Below are 16,493 nucleotides of genomic sequence, written 5' to 3'. Positions count from 1 at the left end.
GCGCTGAACAAAATGACGAAAGCAGGTATGCCTGAAAGCGTGCGTATTGCCTGAAAACACAACCCGCTACGGGGGAGACTTACCCGAAATCTGATTTATTCAACAAAGCCCTTTCTGGGCGGCAGGATGCGATCATCCTGTGCCGAAGGCCACCACACCCGGGGCCGTTTATACGCATACGTTCCACACAGTCCAATATATAAAGATGTGAGACGCTGCTGACCATCAATCACCGCCTTAAAATCATGAAATCCCGCATTTGTTGGTACACATGGGTTTTCTTCATTAAATCGCTGACAGTATTCTTTCAGGAACTCATAAAATTTGTAATCGTTTTTAATACTGATACTACGGATATCCCACATCATGAAAGAGTTTATCGGGTAGTCTCGCATGATGGAATCAAATAGCAGACATATTTGCCGGCTGCTCCAGACAAACTTTCGCTGAATTGCAGGCAGAAGGTAGTGGCGTAAATTAATCGAATCTATCGCTTGTTTTATCGTTATTGCTTTTTCATACTGGCCAGCCATCATAAACCTCATGTGTTATATTAACTGGCTGATTTTAATCTAAAAAGTGTAACGAGTACAGTATTTGCACAAGCATAATTTATGCAGTGGAAAAGCTGACTGCTCGGCTTGTGTTTTTCGTTCGTGTAGACTCGCATTGCGGATGCACAAAGTGATGAAACCCGTCTTGCTATGTTTTTACCAAGGTTAACAAGAAGTCCATGCTTTATCTTCTCGACATCTGTTATGTCTGCCAGGTCATTACCAAACGTTACGCTGGCAGCTTTGTGACGCGTGATTTGGGGGGGATGAAGCGTGGCTACGCGTACAGACTCCCAGGCGACAGACTAATTAACGCGTTGACATTGGCGGTCATTAATTGAGGATCTCTATAAGAACTCGTTGATCCCCTTCTTCCCTAACCTCCAACCTCATACACTCCAGGCGTGGCAAGGCTTTTACGCACTCAGGATACTTTTAAATCGCGCTACCTCGGTTACTAAAAGAGGTTTTATTATATCATAGCAATCCGAGGGAGAGTAGAAAAGGATTAATCACAAATAGTATAAAGCACTATCTTCGTTTTAGTTCCAAGTGTAAGAACATCCGAATTTTCACCAATATCATTGGGCACTTTTTTGAAAAAACCGTCGATAAGCGACATCTTTCATTAGTATCTTTTTTGAAAAAAGTTACCAATGGGGAAAAATCTTCATTTGTAACTTTTCCCGGAATAGTGACCAATGGACAACAGATTTTCATCCTCCATCATTTGTAACTATTACGCAAAAAGTTACTTATGTATAAGGGTAACTATTACTGGTTCGCAAAAAAGTTACTTTTCCATCTCCACGGTTGCGAGAAGTGGTTTTACGGGAGGTGGAACGCACACTGTGTGGGGCCTCAGGCAGAGGTTGCTGGTCGTGCTCACAAGAAAGTTACTTTTTTGCCGACGACATGAGCACAAAAAAAATCAAAAAAAATGCAAACACCCTTGTTAGTTCAGAAAAATCTTTTTGGATTCCTGTAGTCTGTGAGAATGGAGGAGTTGATATGAACCCGATAATTACGGCACATCAGGAAATCGTTATCGAAAACTCGGTTCGCTATATCGAGTTATTGAAATCAGAAGCGACAAAAATTCTGGATGAATACTGGGAGACCTGGAAGGCACGAAATCAGTTGATATCCCAGACCACGTATGCAAACGGGGGGAAATTCATGCCCGGTCGATTCGCACCGGTGTTTAGAAAGGTCGGCTCATCGCAAAAACTGACAATTGTGTGGAAAGATTTTTCGCCTAGGTTCAAAAACAAAATTGAACATCATGGCGTGGTTGTTAAACCTAAACTCGGAGGATACAGCGTTAGTTGTTTTAAAAATGCCCTGGATTGGGAACTGGAGATGATCTTGGAAACAGAAAACAAAATTAAACCGATCCGTGAACTACTCGCGGAATACCATCAACGAAAACTGGCCGACATCAAAAGACTGGAAAAACTGAAGAGGTTAATATAATGGCTGACAACGCATCCCCAAAAACTGAACCGCGCAATCAACGTAACGCTGGCAGTAACCGCCCGTTAGGGATGGTCATTTCAAAATTAAAGCCACTTTCAAGTGAGTTCTATACGCACTTTCATGAAAAAAACAGAGCCTGCCTGCGCCAGTTTAACGCCATTCCCAATGCAATTTATAATATTTTCCGGCTGGTAGAAGGTGACCAGGCGACAAGCACTAAAGTTCAGAAATGGCTCTCCGGTGTTTACGATGAACTGTCGGGTAATGTAAATATCTTCAAAGAGCAGATTGACAAAAATGTCGCCAGACTGCCTCTGGATGGTTCATCATTCGAAGGGTTTGACTATGGTGAATTTGAAATTCGCTGGAACCACCCAATGACCTATAAATTGCTGGATATTATCCAGACCATCAACGTCCTGACTCGTCAGGCACATCAGTTGTGGTTATACGGTCAGATTTCACAACAGGTTCATGACCGAATTATCATGCAACTCCTGAGCTCACTGCGGGTTGCGATGGACAACATCACTAAAATACTGAACGCTGAAAACAGCGTGAATGGAAAATACGACGCATTGCCATTCATCCAGAGCATTAAGCGGTTTAAATCGGTGGAACTTTATATTGCCAGTCTCGAAACTAAAGCCCATGTTCAGTCCGGTCACAGTAACAGTTCTGCTGATGCTGGCAGTGAGCCGACATTAAAACCAGAAGAAGCAGTTGGCTCCGGTAAACCATCTGACAAAACACAGCCTTCTGCAACTCCTGTTTCGGTACAATAACTCACAGGTTGATATGAGTATTATATCCAGGCTTTTTTTAAAAATTATGGTCGCCCTCTTTGGAAGGCCTGACCACGATATTATTTTTGATACAGATGATGAGTACGATATCCCGCACACGCCTAACAAGGATGTGCAAAGCTATCTTGATTATCCAAGCAAGCTACCAGGTGCACAACCTTTCCAGTGATATGCATGAGGTGCAGTTACCGTTTATATTGAATCCCGTTACCCGTCACTAAATAGCTGCGCCTAATACCGCTACACTTTTGCCTGACCATGTTTTCCTCCGGGGAATGGGCTGGCGGTTTCCATAAAATGGCGGACCTTTTTCAGTAACTGCCACATTGAGCGGCACTGATGATTACGGGTTATCGTGTCATGAAGTGCCTGCCATAGCCGTTCCACATGATTCACCCACGGCGAGTAAACCGGCTGGTAAATTACCCTGAACTTGGGATTTGCTTTCAACCAGCGCTGGGTTTCGCGGCTTTTATGGATAATGTAGTTATCAACGATCAGCGTGATTGTTTTCGCCCGCCGGTAAGTGGCTTTCAGGTGCTTCAGCAGAGCGATAAACAGCGCTGAACTTTTGCTGTTGCCGCCCACGTAGCTGACTTTACCCGTGCCACTGTGCAGTGCGCCGGCCAGATAGTATTTTTCGTTCTGCCCCGGCGTCACTACCCGTTTCTGCTGTCCGCGCAACTGCCAGTCCGCACCGATTTTAGGATTAAGGTGGATATCCACTTCATCTTCATAAAATACCGGATGCTCTGCGCTGCATTCATCCAGCGCTTTGTGGATTACCGCCATCTTTTCATCTTTATGTGGGTCACGGATACGCAGAGTTGGCGCGGCCCTGCGCCATACAAGCCCCGCAGATGGCAACCAGCGGCGAACGGTTCCTGCATGTAACTGGCAACCGGTTATCTCATTGATTTTTATTGCCAGTAATTCGGTGCTCCAGCGTGAACGTTGATAACCAAAATCGCCGGGAGAATGCTTTATCAGCTCACGTAACAGGGTGCAGATATGTTCAAAAGGCCAGCGTCGGGAGCGCCCTGCGGGTAAGGATTTCAGGCCTTCAATACCTGAGTGCGTAAACCAGTTAATCCAGCGACTAACGGATAAACGGGCACAACAGAGAGTTCTGGCAACATCGCTGACCCGTTCACCCCGATGAAGCATCAGCATGGCCGTGAGTCTGCGGGCATGATTTTTATCGCGCGTTTTATGAATAGCTTTCTGCATCAGGCGTCGTTCGCCACGGGGTATTGGTGCTATGATCGGCATCGCTCAGTCCGGTTGGTGGTTTTGGTTGGTTTGGCGATTGATCAGATCGCACAATCCGGGCTGAGTTCCCTTTCAGTGATCTACTATTCCGCGCAGCTATTTAGTCACTGGAGTCCGGATGATTGATGTTTTAGGTCCAGAGAAACGCAGACGGCGCAGCGTTCAGGAAAAAATCGCCATTGTTCAGCAGAGCTTTGAACCCGGTATGACTGTGTCTCTGGTTGCCCGGCAGCATGGTGTTGCTGCCAGTCAGCTGTTCCTGTGGCGTAAGCAGTATCAGGAAGGCAGCCTTACCGCCGTTGCTGCTGGAGAACAAGTTGTACCCGCATCGGAGCTGGCGTCTGCGATGAAGCAAATTAAAGAGCTACAGAGCCTGCTGGGCAAGAAAACCATGGAAAACGAGCTGCTAAAAGAAGCCGTTGAATATGGCCGACAAAAAAAGTGGATAGCGCACGTGCCCTTGTTGCCGGAGGATGGCGAATAAGCCTTGTCAGTCGTTGCCTCCGGGTCTCACGTGCGCAACTGCATGCCATGGCCCGTCGGACGAAGAACTGGCAGGATCGCCGACGCAGGCGCAAGCCTGATGATACTGACGTGCTGGCCCGTATCCATACCGTTATCGGCGCTCTACCCACCTATGGTTATTGTCGGGTATGGGCACTGCTGCGCAGACAATCTGAATCTGACGACATGGCCGTTATCAATGCCAAACGCGTATACCGGATCATGCGTCAGAATGCGCTGCTGCTTGAGCGTAAACCTGCAATACCGCCCTCGAAACGGGCGCATACAGGGAAAGTGGCCGTCGGGGAAAGTAACCAGCGGTGGTGCTCTGACGGCTTTGGGTCCAGCTGTGATAATGGCGAAAAACTGCGGGTCACGTTCGCACTGGACTACTGCGATCGTGAAGCACTGCACTGGGCGGCCAGTAACGGTGGATATGACAGCGAAACCGTACAGGACGTGATACTGGGTGCGGTGGAACGACGCTTCGGCAGCAACCTGCCGGCCTCCCCCGTTGAATGGTTGACGGACAACGGCTCGGCCTACCGGTCTCATCAGACGCGTCAGTTCGCCAGAATGGTAGGACTGGAGCCTAAACATACGGCAGTACGCAGCCCGCAAAGCAACGGCATGGCAGAGAGCTTCGTGAAAACGATGAAGCGCGACTACATCAGCATCATGGCGAAACCTGACGGGTTAACAGCGGTAAAAAACCTTGCGGAAGCCTTTGAACATTATAACGAATGGCATCCGCATAGTGCACTGGGATATCTGCGGCGACGAACCAGTCATGGGTTAAGTGATAAAAAGTGTATGGAAATATAGGGGCCAATCTACTAAAGTCTTTTTCGTTAAGTAAAATTCGGTGGTTGGATATCCGGAAAGAGCATTTTGCTGTAGATACTCCCACACTGTCATTAATTGATGAGCATCGCGATCCTTGGGTGAGTGAAGGGACGTTTGAGGTGCGGGTGCGTATTAAACACAGTATTGCTGGCTACTTCTCAAGACGAGACTTACTGCCTCAGCAAGAATTGGTTCGCGAAGAGAATGATGGCGTGACTTTGCTTTGCAAGGCAGCACATCAGAGTCAAATTATTCCACTAATTCTATTCTGGTTACCGAATATAGAAATTCTGGAACCAGAATGCCAGAATGGTTGAAAAAAACGGTCATCAACTTGCTGCATAACTACATCACTGCCGATCGCGACTCCGTTTCTGTTCAGGAATGTGATGCGTAGCGGGTAACAACGACTTATTGCACAGGAGATTATTATCTATGGCATTACCATTCATTATTCTGGGCGTCGCGGCAGCGGCAACGGCGTTTGGCGGTAAAAAAGCTTATGATGGCTACCAGAAAAAATCGGAAGCTGATGATGTATTAGATCGCGCGCAGCGTAGCTTTGATAAGCATAAAGAGAGCTTTGATCTGGCAAATGAAACAACGTCGAAAAAACTGGCCGAACTGGGTGAAAAAGAGCTGGAAATCGGTAAAGATTTCAATGAGTTTAAAACGATTGCCGACGATCTGCTGGCGCGTATGGCGAAAGATGGGCATAAAGATCTTCGGCTGAAGGTACCACAGCATAACATCAATAAAATTCAGAACTTGGCGATTTCCGCCACGGAATACCTAACGACGGTCATCGGTGCCGGGGTTTCTGGTGCTGCCGCTGGTTTTGCCGTGTACAGCGGCGTGATGGCGTTTGCCGCAGCTTCTACCGGTACGCCGATTGCCGCCCTGTCTGGTGCGGCGGCGTATAACGCCACAATGGCGGCGATTGGTGGTGGTTCCCTGGCCGCAGGTGGTTGGGGGATGGCGGGCGGCGCGATGGTGCTTGGCGGTGCAGTGGTGGCTCCGCTGATTGCTATTGCGGGCTGGGCTTACGATAGCCATGCCGAAAAGGCGCTTAACAATGCTTATCAAAGCTCCCGTGAAGTGACCGCGGCGGTGGAAAAAATGAATGCGGCTGAAGCGCAGCTGACGAAGGTGCAGCAGTATGTAAATAGCATTTACGAATCAATCACCCGTATGCATAGCGTCTTTATTCAGCACTACTTTGAGCCGCTGAAAGCTATGCATGCCGTCATTGTTGAACGTCATGAGAAGAATATCACTACCGAGATTAGTGAGTCGGAAGAGATCATGGCGATTATCGACCATGGTTATGAATTAGCCGCCATAATGACCGACGTGATCACCACGCCGTTGTTCAAGCCGGTGACGCAGGAAAACGGTGAAGCCGTTATCGAAGATGGCGTGATCCAACTGCAGACCGACAGCAACGGTATGAACCTGCTGAACAAAGAGATTCTGGACGAAAAACTGGCGGCTTCTGATTCTGAGTTTGACGCATTTTCTTCTCGTATTTAATCGACTCGCCGGGCGAATCTGCCCGGTATTGCTATGGGCGAGCACAATGAACACAGCCAGATTTGACTGGGGTGAAGAGTTACATCAGACGGTAGTCAAGAGTCTGGCTACCTCTTTTGGGTTGGATTTCCTCTTGCTGGAGGATAACTACGGCGGCGATGTGAATACCATTCATAACGCTCGCGAGGGAGTGTATGCCTCCGATGCCGAGCGTCAACGGTACGAGCAACGCGAAGGGTATGATTCTCATCATTACCATAGCCACGAAAACTACATTGCCACCAACCGGGCGGGAAAAAAGGCGCACGAGGTCGGTACGTTGACCGATACCTACACTGGTGAGAAATTTGCGGCTAATGATAAAAAGAATCTCGACCATATTATTGCCGCCCATGAAATTCACAACGATCCAGGGCGTATCCTTGCCGAATGCGATGGTGCCGACCTGGCTAATGATTCATCAAATCTGACCTTCACGAATGAGTCGCTGAATAAGGCGAAGAAGGCGAAAACGATGGATGCCTTCGTGCAAACGCTACAAGAACAGCATGCTGTGACTACGCAGGAAATTGCCCGTTTGCGCAGCCAACCAACGCTTTCCGAGCAAGAGCAAAAACAACTGAATAAGCTGGAAAATAAAGCAGCCGCCGATTTTGAACGGATGAAAGAGGCTGACAAAAAGGCGCGGGGAAAATACAACAGTACGATCAATCAGGAATATTATACCAGCAGCAAGTTTGCGAAGAATGTCGCCACTGCCACAATGAACAATGCATTTCGCATGGGAACGCGGCAGATGTTGGGGCTGGTTCTGGCAGAGACCTGGTTTGAGTTCCGCGAGCGCATTCCCGTGATGTTCGAGAAGCATCGTCGTTCATTCGATGCCGGAGACTTCCTGCAAGATGCGGCGGAGGCATTACGCGCAGTCTGGCAGCGAGTGCAGGGTAAATTCAGCACTTTCCTGGCGTCCTTTAAAGACGGTGCCATCGGTGGCGTGCTCTCCAGCATTACGACGACGCTCTTCAATATCTTCTTTACGACTAAGAAGATGATGGTGCGCCTGATTCGTGAGATGTGGAACAATTTGGTACAGGCCTTTAAAGTTATGGTCTTTAACCCTGAGGGGTTAGCGCCGGGGCAGCTGGCTAAAGCAGTGAGCAAGCTGGTGGCTGCGGGTGTGGCCGTGGCTGCGGGTGTGGTGGTTAATGAAGCTTTAGCCAAGATGCTCGTCTTTCCTTTTGGTCCGGAACTGGCGGCTTTCTGCGGCGCGCTGGCGACTGGTCTTCTGACGCTGGTGATGAACTACTTCCTTGAACACAGCGCATTGATGAAAAAGGTCTGGACGTTTCTGGATACGTTTAAAGATAAGCATCAGAAAGCACTAGAGTATTATCAGCAGGTGAATGCTGAACTCGATCGTTATCTACTGGAGCTTTCGGCGTTAGAGTTTGCTATTGATACGTCTGCGTTATCGCGTTTCTCGCTGCATCTTAACGAGGTGAATAGTGAAATTGAGCGCGGTTTGTTGCTGCGTGCAGAGGTTGAGCGCCGTAATATTGCGCTACCGTTTGAAGCAGGGAATACCCGCTCTGTGCGTAGCTGGTTAAGTAAGCTATGACGCTAACGCCCGCGTTTCCCTGTAACCAGTGCGGCGCTTGTTGTCGCCACGTCAATCGCGCCAGTGAAACGCAATTTCTCGATCGTGGTGACGGCATTTGTCGTCACTATCAGATGGAGACAAAGCTGTGCGCGATTTATAAAACACGTCCGCTTATTTGCCAGGTAGAAAAACAGTATCAGCTTAACTACCAACAGCAATATAGCTGGCAGGAATTCATTACTCTTAATCGTGAAGCTTGTTTAATTCTAGAAAAACTTGAGCAGTAGGATGGACTGATCCTATGACCGTAGTCACGACCAGGCCAGTTTGAAAGCCTTTGGGCTGATGCTGCCGTTGTTTTGACCACTTGAACCCGAATCAAAGAGCTGAATCTAAAGTAAATCACTTCGGAGACAAAAAATACACCAAACAATAGCCATCTAGATTTATAGATGGCTAATGCATTGTTGTATTTACCTGTGTGATTCACAGACATCGTTTCACTATAATACCTTACTATGAACAGGGGAATTCAGCAGCTGTTACAGTGTGTAAAACTCTATGAGACGTCTGGTGATGCGGGGTTTGTATGTCGTCGCTGCGGCATTTCTCGACCCACATTACGTAAATGGTGGCGCAGATATCTGGCACAGGGTATAGCTGGTCTGGAAAGCCACGGCCGTCGTCCTAAACACTCACCAGCAACTAAGACTGGCCCCGACGAAATCGCTCTGATCCTGGCGTTACTAACACTGCGGAATCTGGGTGCAAGACGTATTCAAAGCGAGTTAAAAAGGCTTCATTCGATCTCTCTGGCCATAGCAATGAAGTGGTTTACTGAATTTGGCCACCTGAACAGAGGTGATATGCTCACCTCAGAACAACACAGGTGCTCCAATGAAAAGAAGATATTTCAGTCCTGAATTCAAACGCGAATCCGCTCAGTTGGTTGTCGACCAAAATTACACCGTCTCTGACGCTGCTAAGGCTATGGATGTTGGTCTTTCCACGATGACAAAACGGGTCAAACAACTGCGTGATGAGCGTCAGGGAAAAACGCCAAAAGCCTCCCCGATAACGCCGGAACAAATCGAAATACGTGAACTCAGGAAGAAGATACAACGTATTGAAATGGAAAACGAAATATTAAAAAAGGCTACCGCGCTCTTGATGTCAGACTCCCTGAACAGTTCTCGATAATCGGGAAACTCAGGGCGCGTTATCCTGTGGTCAGTCTCTGCCATGTGTTTGGGGTTCATCGCAGCAGCTACAAATACCGGAAAAACCGTCTTGAAAAGCCAGACGGCAGACGGGCTGTATTACGCAGCCAGGTACTTGAGCTGCATGGCATCAGCCATGGTTCGGCCGGAGCAAGAAGCATCGCCACAATGGCAACCCAGAGAGGCTACCCGATGGGGCGCTGGCTTGCTGGCAGGCTCATGAAAGAGTTGGGGCTGGTCAGTTGCCAGCAGCCGACTCACCGGTGTAAGCGTGGCAGTCATGAGTACGTTGCTATTCCGAACCATCTTGAACGACAGTTCGCTGTAACGGAACCAAACCAGGTGTGGTGCCTTGATGTGACCTATATCTGGACGGGTAAGCGCTGGGCGTACCTCGCCGTTGTTCTCGACCTGTTCGCAAGAAAACCCGTGGGATGGGCAATGTCGTTCTCGCCGTGTAAGCATCCCGGTAAAGCGGACCATTCACATTTATAGATCTACCTGCATACTGATTATGTTCCTGGAGGAGATCGCCATGCGCAAAGCCCGATTCACCGAACACCAGATCATCGCCGTTCTGAAGTCCGTCGAAGCCGGACGCACCGTCAAAGATGTGTGCCGCGAAGCCGGAATTTCTGAGGCCTCGTACTACAACTGGAAAGCGAAGTTCGGCGGTACGGAAGCCTCTGATATCAAAAAGATGAAGGACCTCGAAGATGAAAACCGCCGGTTGAAACAGATGTTTGCGGACCTGAGCCTCGAGTGCCGCGCATTGAAAGACGTTATTGAAAAAAAGCTTTAAAACCAGCGATAAAGCGTGAGCTGGTCAGCTATCTGACCGCGCAGTTTGCCATGAGCTTACGTCAGGCATGCAGGATATTGTCGCTGAGCAGGACGATATTTCGTTATCAGCCGGATACGCAACGTGATGAGCCAGTCATTATGGCGCTGACCGTGGCGGCTGAACGCTATCCGCGATACGGATTTAAAAAGCTTTTTCAGGTGCTGCGCAGGCAGGGCAAAAGCTGGAACCATAAGCGCGTTCACCGGATTTACTGCCTGCTGAAACTGAATTTTCGCCGTAAGGGAAAACAGCGCCTGCCAGTGCGCAATCCGGTTCCGCTGGTGACGCCAGAGGCGATGAACCAGAGCTGGTCCATCGATTTTATGCACGATGCGCTGGTGTGCGGCAGATGCTTCCGGACCTTCAACGTGGTGGATGATTTTAACCGCAAAGCACTGGCGATCGAAATTGACCTGAATATCCCGGCGCAGCGAGTCGTGAGAGTGCTGGACAGGATCGTGGCAAACCGCGGATATCCGCTAAAGATGCGGATGGATAACGCTCCGGAGCTGGTCTCGCTGACGCTGGCACAATGGGCAGAAGAGCATGGTGTGATGCTGGAGTTTATCAGGCCCGGCAAGCCAACGCATAATGCCTTTATCGAACAGTTCAACCGGACATACAGAACGGAAATACTGGATTTTTATCTGCTCAGAACACTGAATGAAGCACGGGAAATTACAGAGCGCTGGCTGGTCGAATATAACGGCGAGCGCCCCCACGAATCCCTGAATAACCTGACGCCGGAAGAATACCGGCTGATGGCTGAAACCCCGGAAATCTCAAAAAGTGCGTGGAACCAAAAAAGGGGCGTGACGCTGGTTTAGTGGTAATGGTTGATTGTCAGATACCATCCGATGACCTTATCGTGCATATCTTCTGATTTTGAAAAGCAGATTGTCCTTCGGGTAAGGCGCTTAAGGTGAGTCCGCAGATTCAGGTTATGACGCTCTATTCGCTGGGTATATTTCTTGCTGACTACATGGCTGGCTGAGTCCAGCAACGTCCGGTATACCGGCCACGCATCGGTCATGTAGAAGGCAATATTAAATTTGCTCAGCAGCGCCAGAAGCCGCTTTAACGTCACCGCATTTCGGGGGCCAAAGACGTGAGCAAGAACCCGCTTTCGGATGCGGTCATAGGCATAAAAGAGCCAGCGTGGATTGCCCTTACAACGTACGAATGACCACTGCTCATCAGCTTCACAACAGATGACAACTTCTGCTCCGGGCTCAATGTGTTGCGCTACCTGTTTCGGCGCCAGTTTTTTAGATGGCGGAGGACAGTATTGAGGCTGATATCAAGGACTCGTACAGTGTCACGACACCCGGCCCCATTCATTGCCATATCAATAATGGATTGATGGGTATCGGGTTTAGCGGCGTTGTACTGAAAGCTGAACTGGAAGGTTTTCAGGCAGAGCTTGCAGCGATAGAGCTGAGCACCTGACGTTGAGTGACCATTACGGATAACCCCTTGAGTTTCAGAGCAACGGGGATAAACCACATCAACCTATGCCATCACTTATCCAAAAGGCGAAGTATACAGCAGCACTAAGTTGGCGTCATGACCCGCAAGACTGTCAAACAAAAGGACCATGATGCACACTATGGTAAACAAGGCCCGACATCATGGACGATTCCGATCCCCTTCCCGTTCCTCACACCCTCAAAGTGCAAAAAGTAACTTTTGCGCTGTAAAGGGATTCAGCCCTGTTATCCTTCATACTGCGATTTCATCATTTATCCTTAACCGGGCAGAAATTATCCGAATATTTTCTTTTACTTTGCCGCGCGCTACGTGAAATCTGACGTACTCACCCCTCCGTTTTTCTTCAGATTTCGCGTAGCGCAACCTGAACGAAAACCACTTGAAAAGTAACTTTTGGACTGATTTAGAAGCCGGTTACCCCCACCATATTTATTAACATAACAATAACACATGGAATAATCGTTATTATTCTAACTGTAAATAGGATGTTGCATACCTCTTGAAGCGATGGAAAAATGAGCATATTTCTCATTATTCCTGAATCCATACATTTTTATTGTTTTTATAGCAAAATACTGAAACCTCGTTTTATTTATTATGTATAAATTTTATAATTAATTGATGTTATTTTATCGATATTGATATTTACCATGGTAACTATAACCAACGTAATTAAATCATATCCATCTAAATGTGACAGTGTCACGTTTCATGCATCTGGCGAGATCCATTTATCGTTAAAAGAAGTTCATTCCCATAATGAAACCTGAGCTTCTTATTTGCAGATCGTATGTGGATGTCTTTAGGTGCAGGAAGGAAAGTGATGCAAGCATGATAGGCTGACAAACCGGCAAAGGGGCTGCTACTGCTCCATATTCAACAAACCACCCCTGGTAAGTTGAATCCTTTGCCGGTTTTACTGACAATACCAGATAAGTTAACTTTTTCCATCCGATTTTGTCTTCAACATTTTGAATTCAAGATTTTTTCAAAATGGGATGCTTTCAAAGGGCAACAACGGTTTTCAAGTATCTCGGATCATCATTCTTCATAAAAAATAGCTAAATAGCGATTTCACGTATTTCGCCATGAAAAAGACAAGCTATACTGAAGAACAGATTGCGTTTGCGCTGAAAAAGGCCGAAACCGGCACTCGCGTCGGGGAAGTCTGCCGAAATATGGGCATTTCTGAGCCCACTTTTTACATCTATGGACTACCTCCGTTTTGCAAGTAATGAATCTGGTTTGGGGTGTTGCTTACATCTATCCGGCATCAGGAAAATAAGTAATTTTATATCTTACCGACAGTCGCCCTGTATTCTGATACCGTCTAAATGGATCATCCTGACTGACCTCAACGCACAACGCCCGGATCCATTGATGCGCCGGATCGCGATTCCAGGCCATGCTTTTCGTAAAGCATGGTACTTCCAGTGGCATATCCACAATCACCAGATAATCATCTTTGCAGGCCAGACGACGCGGAACCACGGCAATCATGGAAGGGTGTATGAGCCGTCGCGGTAACTGTCACGATAACGTGGTTGCAGAAAACTTTTTCAGTTACTGAACCGAGAGCGCATAAAGAAAAGATCTACGGAAGGCGGGAGAAGCCCGCAGCGAAATTTTTGATTACATCGAAATTTTTTATAACAGTAAGCGTCGACATGGGTCGAGCAATCAGATGTCACCGACAGGATATGAAAACCAGTATTATCAATGGCTCGGAAGTGTTTAGATTATCCGTGGCGATTCAAATGTAAGCCACGTGAGAACCTCAAAAGCACCATCGTACACTAAATCAGTAAGTTGGGAGCATTACCCAAAACTCAAATAAAACTATATACAATCACTTTATTACGCCCCTCTCCCTTTGCTTGATAAAGAGCATCATCAGCATTTTTCAGCAAAAAGTCGATCCCACTAAGGGGATCAGTTTGCGTTGCTACACCAGCAGATATGGTGACACGCAAGTCATTAGTAAAAACAGTACTTTCAATAACACTTCTGATACGCTCCGCAATACGCTCTGCTGTTACCACTGAAGTATTCGGCAGAAAAATAACAAACTCTTCACCACCAAACCGGCAAACAATATCTTCACTTCGGCAGCAAGAATTAATAACATGAGCCAAAGAAATAAGCACCTCATCTCCGACCCCATGCCCGAAGAAATCATTTATCTTTTTAAAAAAGTCAACATCAATAGCAATAACTGAAGCCCCTGAGCCTTGCGTGTAATCCTTTGTTTTATTCGAAAACCCCAATCTATTATTTACACCGGTTAGGGGATCTTTTACTGCCACTTCATTTAGAGTGTTAACCCTTTTCATCATTACCTTTACATTCGTTAAAAGTGCCTTTTTAAGGCGGTCAGCTTCGGCATACCAAGCATTGATACCTTTGATATAAGTCAGCGAGGACTCTATATCTTTAGCATTGGTAGATATAGCAAGATTTTCTAAAGGAATTGAGATTTGGGATGCAATGAAATATGAAACAACTGAAAACACAACTATTATTACAACTAGCAGAACAAGCACATTTTTAGCATAATTAATAAGAATAGTGGTCACGTTGTCAGCATGACTATAAACAAACACATTCCAGTCAGTATTTTTCATATGAGCATAACCAAGAAGATACTTATGCCCCGAAGAAAAAAAGGTACCATCGCCTCTTTCAGACGAAGCTAACTTTGATTTCAAATCATCAGGCATAACCATCGGTCGACCAACAACACTGTTATCTTTATTAAAGATCACATTACCATCATCACTAACGATGGTAATTTCAGTGTCGTCATTAAAAAAATGCCTACTCAAAACATCGCTAAATAAACTCTGTTTTTTTAGATATATAGACCCGCCGATATACCCTATGTAATTACCACTCTTATCATAAATAGGATGTGACAACAAAATAATCAAATTCCCAGCAACTGATTTGTAAGGTTGCGATATAAATGCCTTTTTGCCCTCAATAGCCAATTTACTGACACTTGAGTTCAAGTGAACACCAACTAAATCAAGTGATTCTGGAGAAGTTGCCAGAACAACAGCGCCATTACTAACAACAATAACTGAATTAAACATGCCGGACTGCAATCTTAGCCTATCAGCCTCATTTTTAAGATATTCGACATCAGTCGTTGATTCAATTTTCTTAGCACCATATGCTAGTTCGCCCTGAGCCATTTCAATATAACTGCTCATTACATCCGACATTTTCATAGCGTACGATGAATTAGCATCAAGCAAATCTTTTTCTATATTTTCGTGTTGATAAAACATAATGACAACTATCATAAAAATAGAAGTCAAAAAAATACCACCAACGGACAAGGTTATGACTATCGGACGAAGGTGAGGCTTTTTAATTCTCATAAAAATACACTCCATATAATTAAAAAATGCCGCATTTACCATAGCAGCCCTTAGCTACACCGCTCCGGACGTGTTCAGCACGACTGCATAGCATGCAGTCGTGTGAATGGCACTGGTTTTCGATGCAACTTAGCTGAAAGCCCTGTTTTAACCGGTTTGTCACAGTGTCGGTCCATTGTACGTCTGCTACCACTGCGATCGTTTCAGCTTTAGCGCTTTATGATGCTGCGCTGCTCGCTCAAACTCTGCATCTGCGTTCTTAAGGCCGTGACGCGCTCGCTCAGCGCCGCGTCCTACCGTTGCATAAGACCAGGCATCGTACGCTATTCCGCGAAGGCGTACTCCTACTCGTCCTGATCTTGACCCGCCGTTTCTGGACAGCTTTTGTATCTTAAATTAACGATGTGCACTGCTACAGTTGTTCCCTTTGAGAGTGATATCCCAGCGCGCTGTGCGGGTGGTTTTCATTGTTATGCTTGAATGCTGCTGCAAGGTTTCACAGTGCTGTTCTCAATCCTGTTTTGGCATGAACGCTATATAGTCTTCTTTCATCGTTTTCACGAACCTCCGCGTTTCATACGTGGTATACGCTGAACCGTTGTCCGTCAGCCACTGCACTGGTGTGTCCGGCAACATGTCGCCGATGCGCTTTCAGAATCACATCCCGCACCGTCGAACTGTCATTACCTCCCGTGATTGCTGCCCAGTCTATGCCCCCACGGTCGCAGAAGTCCAGCGCGAACGTGACCCGCAGTTTTTCACTCTTGTCGCAGACGAATTCAAAGCCATCTGAACACCTGAGCATCTCGCTTTCTGCTAACGAGATTTTGGCCTTTAGACTGGCCCCGGCTTTGTTAATGGAATGGTCGCCTCCCATCTCTTGTGCCACAGTGGGACGATAAATCGTCACTCATTGAACGGAGCGCTGCTATCATGAACGTTAAAACTATTGGAATCG

The 16,493-nt window shown here is 47.0% G+C and carries 12 protein-coding genes and 7 pseudogenes; 13 read left to right on the top strand and 6 right to left on the bottom strand.

Going from position 1 to position 16,493, the window contains the following annotated elements:
- Positions 1-98: 98 nt before the first annotated feature.
- Positions 99-536: pseudogene (locus ACLH1I_RS25780) on the bottom strand (DUF262 domain-containing protein); the annotation flags it as partial.
- Positions 537-1,565: 1,029 nt separating this feature from the next.
- On the opposite strand from ACLH1I_RS25780, the gene mobI reads away from it, so the two are divergent.
- From mobI to ACLH1I_RS25765, 3 genes are read left to right on the top strand one after another with little or no spacing between them, the layout of a single operon-like run.
- Positions 1,566-2,030, top strand: coding sequence for a conjugative transfer protein MobI(A/C) (gene mobI, locus ACLH1I_RS25775; protein ID WP_064171841.1), 465 nt, complete (start codon positions 1,566-1,568; stop codon positions 2,028-2,030).
- A complete protein-coding gene (locus ACLH1I_RS25770; RefSeq protein WP_048298734.1) occupies positions 2,030-2,818 on the top strand; it encodes a hypothetical protein in 789 nt (262 codons plus the stop codon). The genes mobI and ACLH1I_RS25770 overlap by 1 nt, the downstream gene beginning before the upstream one ends.
- Before the next feature lie 13 nt (positions 2,819-2,831).
- Complete coding sequence (locus ACLH1I_RS25765) at positions 2,832-3,008, top strand: hypothetical protein (protein WP_162887376.1); 177 nt, start codon at positions 2,832-2,834, stop codon at positions 3,006-3,008.
- Positions 3,009-3,079: 71 nt separating this feature from the next.
- Here the strand turns inward: ACLH1I_RS25765 and ACLH1I_RS25760 are convergent, their stop codons facing one another.
- Entirely contained in the window at positions 3,080-4,111 is a 1,032-nt protein-coding gene (locus tag ACLH1I_RS25760) for an IS630-like element ISEc33 family transposase (protein ID WP_072072824.1), read from the bottom strand.
- A 118-nt stretch (positions 4,112-4,229) separates the two neighbouring features.
- Between ACLH1I_RS25760 and ACLH1I_RS25755 the strand changes: the two genes are divergently transcribed.
- The 8 genes and pseudogenes from ACLH1I_RS25755 (at position 4,230) to ACLH1I_RS25720 (ending at position 11,485) form a co-directional block, all read left to right on the top strand.
- Positions 4,230-5,440 (top strand): IS3 family transposase gene (locus ACLH1I_RS25755; RefSeq protein WP_093515578.1). Its coding sequence is split into 2 segments (ribosomal slippage): positions 4,230-4,545 and positions 4,545-5,440, totalling 1,212 coding nucleotides; the frame shifts between segments, so codons are not numbered across the junction.
- A 44-nt stretch (positions 5,441-5,484) separates the two neighbouring features.
- The gene (locus ACLH1I_RS25750) at positions 5,485-5,778 is read left to right on the top strand and encodes a WYL domain-containing protein (RefSeq protein ID WP_227653778.1); all 294 of its coding nucleotides are present in this window, start codon (positions 5,485-5,487) and stop codon (positions 5,776-5,778) included.
- 118 nt (positions 5,779-5,896) lie between these two features.
- A complete protein-coding gene (locus ACLH1I_RS25745) occupies positions 5,897-6,994 on the top strand; it encodes a hypothetical protein (RefSeq protein WP_048298731.1) in 1,098 nt (365 codons plus the stop codon).
- A gap of 46 nt (positions 6,995-7,040) precedes the next feature.
- Positions 7,041-8,612 (top strand): ATP--cob(I)alamin adenosyltransferase, encoded by a 1,572-nt coding sequence (locus tag ACLH1I_RS25740; protein ID WP_048298730.1) that lies wholly within the window; start codon positions 7,041-7,043, stop codon positions 8,610-8,612.
- Positions 8,609-8,881, top strand: coding sequence for a YkgJ family cysteine cluster protein (locus tag ACLH1I_RS25735; protein ID WP_071993384.1), 273 nt, complete (start codon positions 8,609-8,611; stop codon positions 8,879-8,881). Before ACLH1I_RS25740 ends, ACLH1I_RS25735 begins: the two co-directional genes overlap by 4 nt.
- Positions 8,882-9,112: 231 nt before the next feature.
- Positions 9,113-9,418, top strand: a pseudogene (locus tag ACLH1I_RS25730) (helix-turn-helix domain-containing protein); the annotation flags it as partial.
- 73 nt (positions 9,419-9,491) lie between these two features.
- A pseudogene (locus ACLH1I_RS25725) lies at positions 9,492-10,270 on the top strand (IS3 family transposase); the annotation flags it as partial.
- Positions 10,271-10,349: 79 nt separating this feature from the next.
- Positions 10,350-11,485, top strand: a protein-coding gene (locus ACLH1I_RS25720; RefSeq protein ID WP_114139113.1) for an IS3 family transposase whose coding sequence is annotated in 2 segments (ribosomal slippage) — positions 10,350-10,611 and positions 10,611-11,485 — 1,137 coding nt in all. Because the reading frame shifts where the segments join, the coding sequence is not laid out codon by codon here.
- Here ACLH1I_RS25720 and ACLH1I_RS25715 read toward each other — a convergent pair.
- Positions 11,482-12,164, bottom strand: a protein-coding gene (locus ACLH1I_RS25715; RefSeq protein ID WP_223790102.1) for an IS1 family transposase whose coding sequence is annotated in 2 segments (ribosomal slippage) — positions 11,482-11,921 and positions 11,921-12,164 — 684 coding nt in all. Because the reading frame shifts where the segments join, the coding sequence is not laid out codon by codon here. The two genes, ACLH1I_RS25720 and ACLH1I_RS25715, sit on opposite strands and share 4 nt — an antisense overlap.
- Positions 12,165-13,237: 1,073 nt before the next feature.
- On the opposite strand from ACLH1I_RS25715, the pseudogene ACLH1I_RS25710 reads away from it, so the two are divergent.
- Positions 13,238-13,354: pseudogene (locus ACLH1I_RS25710) on the top strand (transposase); the annotation flags it as partial.
- 305 nt (positions 13,355-13,659) lie between these two features.
- Positions 13,660-13,887: pseudogene (locus ACLH1I_RS25705) on the top strand (IS3 family transposase); the annotation flags it as partial.
- Positions 13,888-13,978: 91 nt separating this feature from the next.
- Here the strand turns inward: ACLH1I_RS25705 and ACLH1I_RS25700 are convergent.
- From ACLH1I_RS25700 to ACLH1I_RS25690, 3 genes and pseudogenes are all read right to left on the bottom strand, one after another.
- On the bottom strand, positions 13,979-15,535 hold the full coding sequence (locus tag ACLH1I_RS25700; protein ID WP_048298758.1) for a sensor domain-containing diguanylate cyclase: 1,557 nt from the start codon (positions 15,533-15,535) through the stop codon (positions 13,979-13,981).
- 186 nt (positions 15,536-15,721) lie between these two features.
- A pseudogene (locus ACLH1I_RS25695) lies at positions 15,722-15,895 on the bottom strand (nuclease); the annotation flags it as partial.
- Between the two features lie 52 nt (positions 15,896-15,947).
- Positions 15,948-16,370 (bottom strand): annotated as a pseudogene (locus ACLH1I_RS25690) (integrase core domain-containing protein); the annotation flags it as partial.
- Positions 16,371-16,493: the final 123 nt, after the last annotated feature.

The sequence above is a fragment of the Klebsiella sp. 1SOBk10mer genome (genome assembly GCF_046602535.1).
Lineage (GTDB): Bacteria > Pseudomonadota > Gammaproteobacteria > Enterobacterales > Enterobacteriaceae > Klebsiella > Klebsiella quasipneumoniae.
The sequence above is the reverse complement of the archived record's forward strand: the minus strand, read 5'-3'. Positions and strand labels throughout refer to the sequence as shown.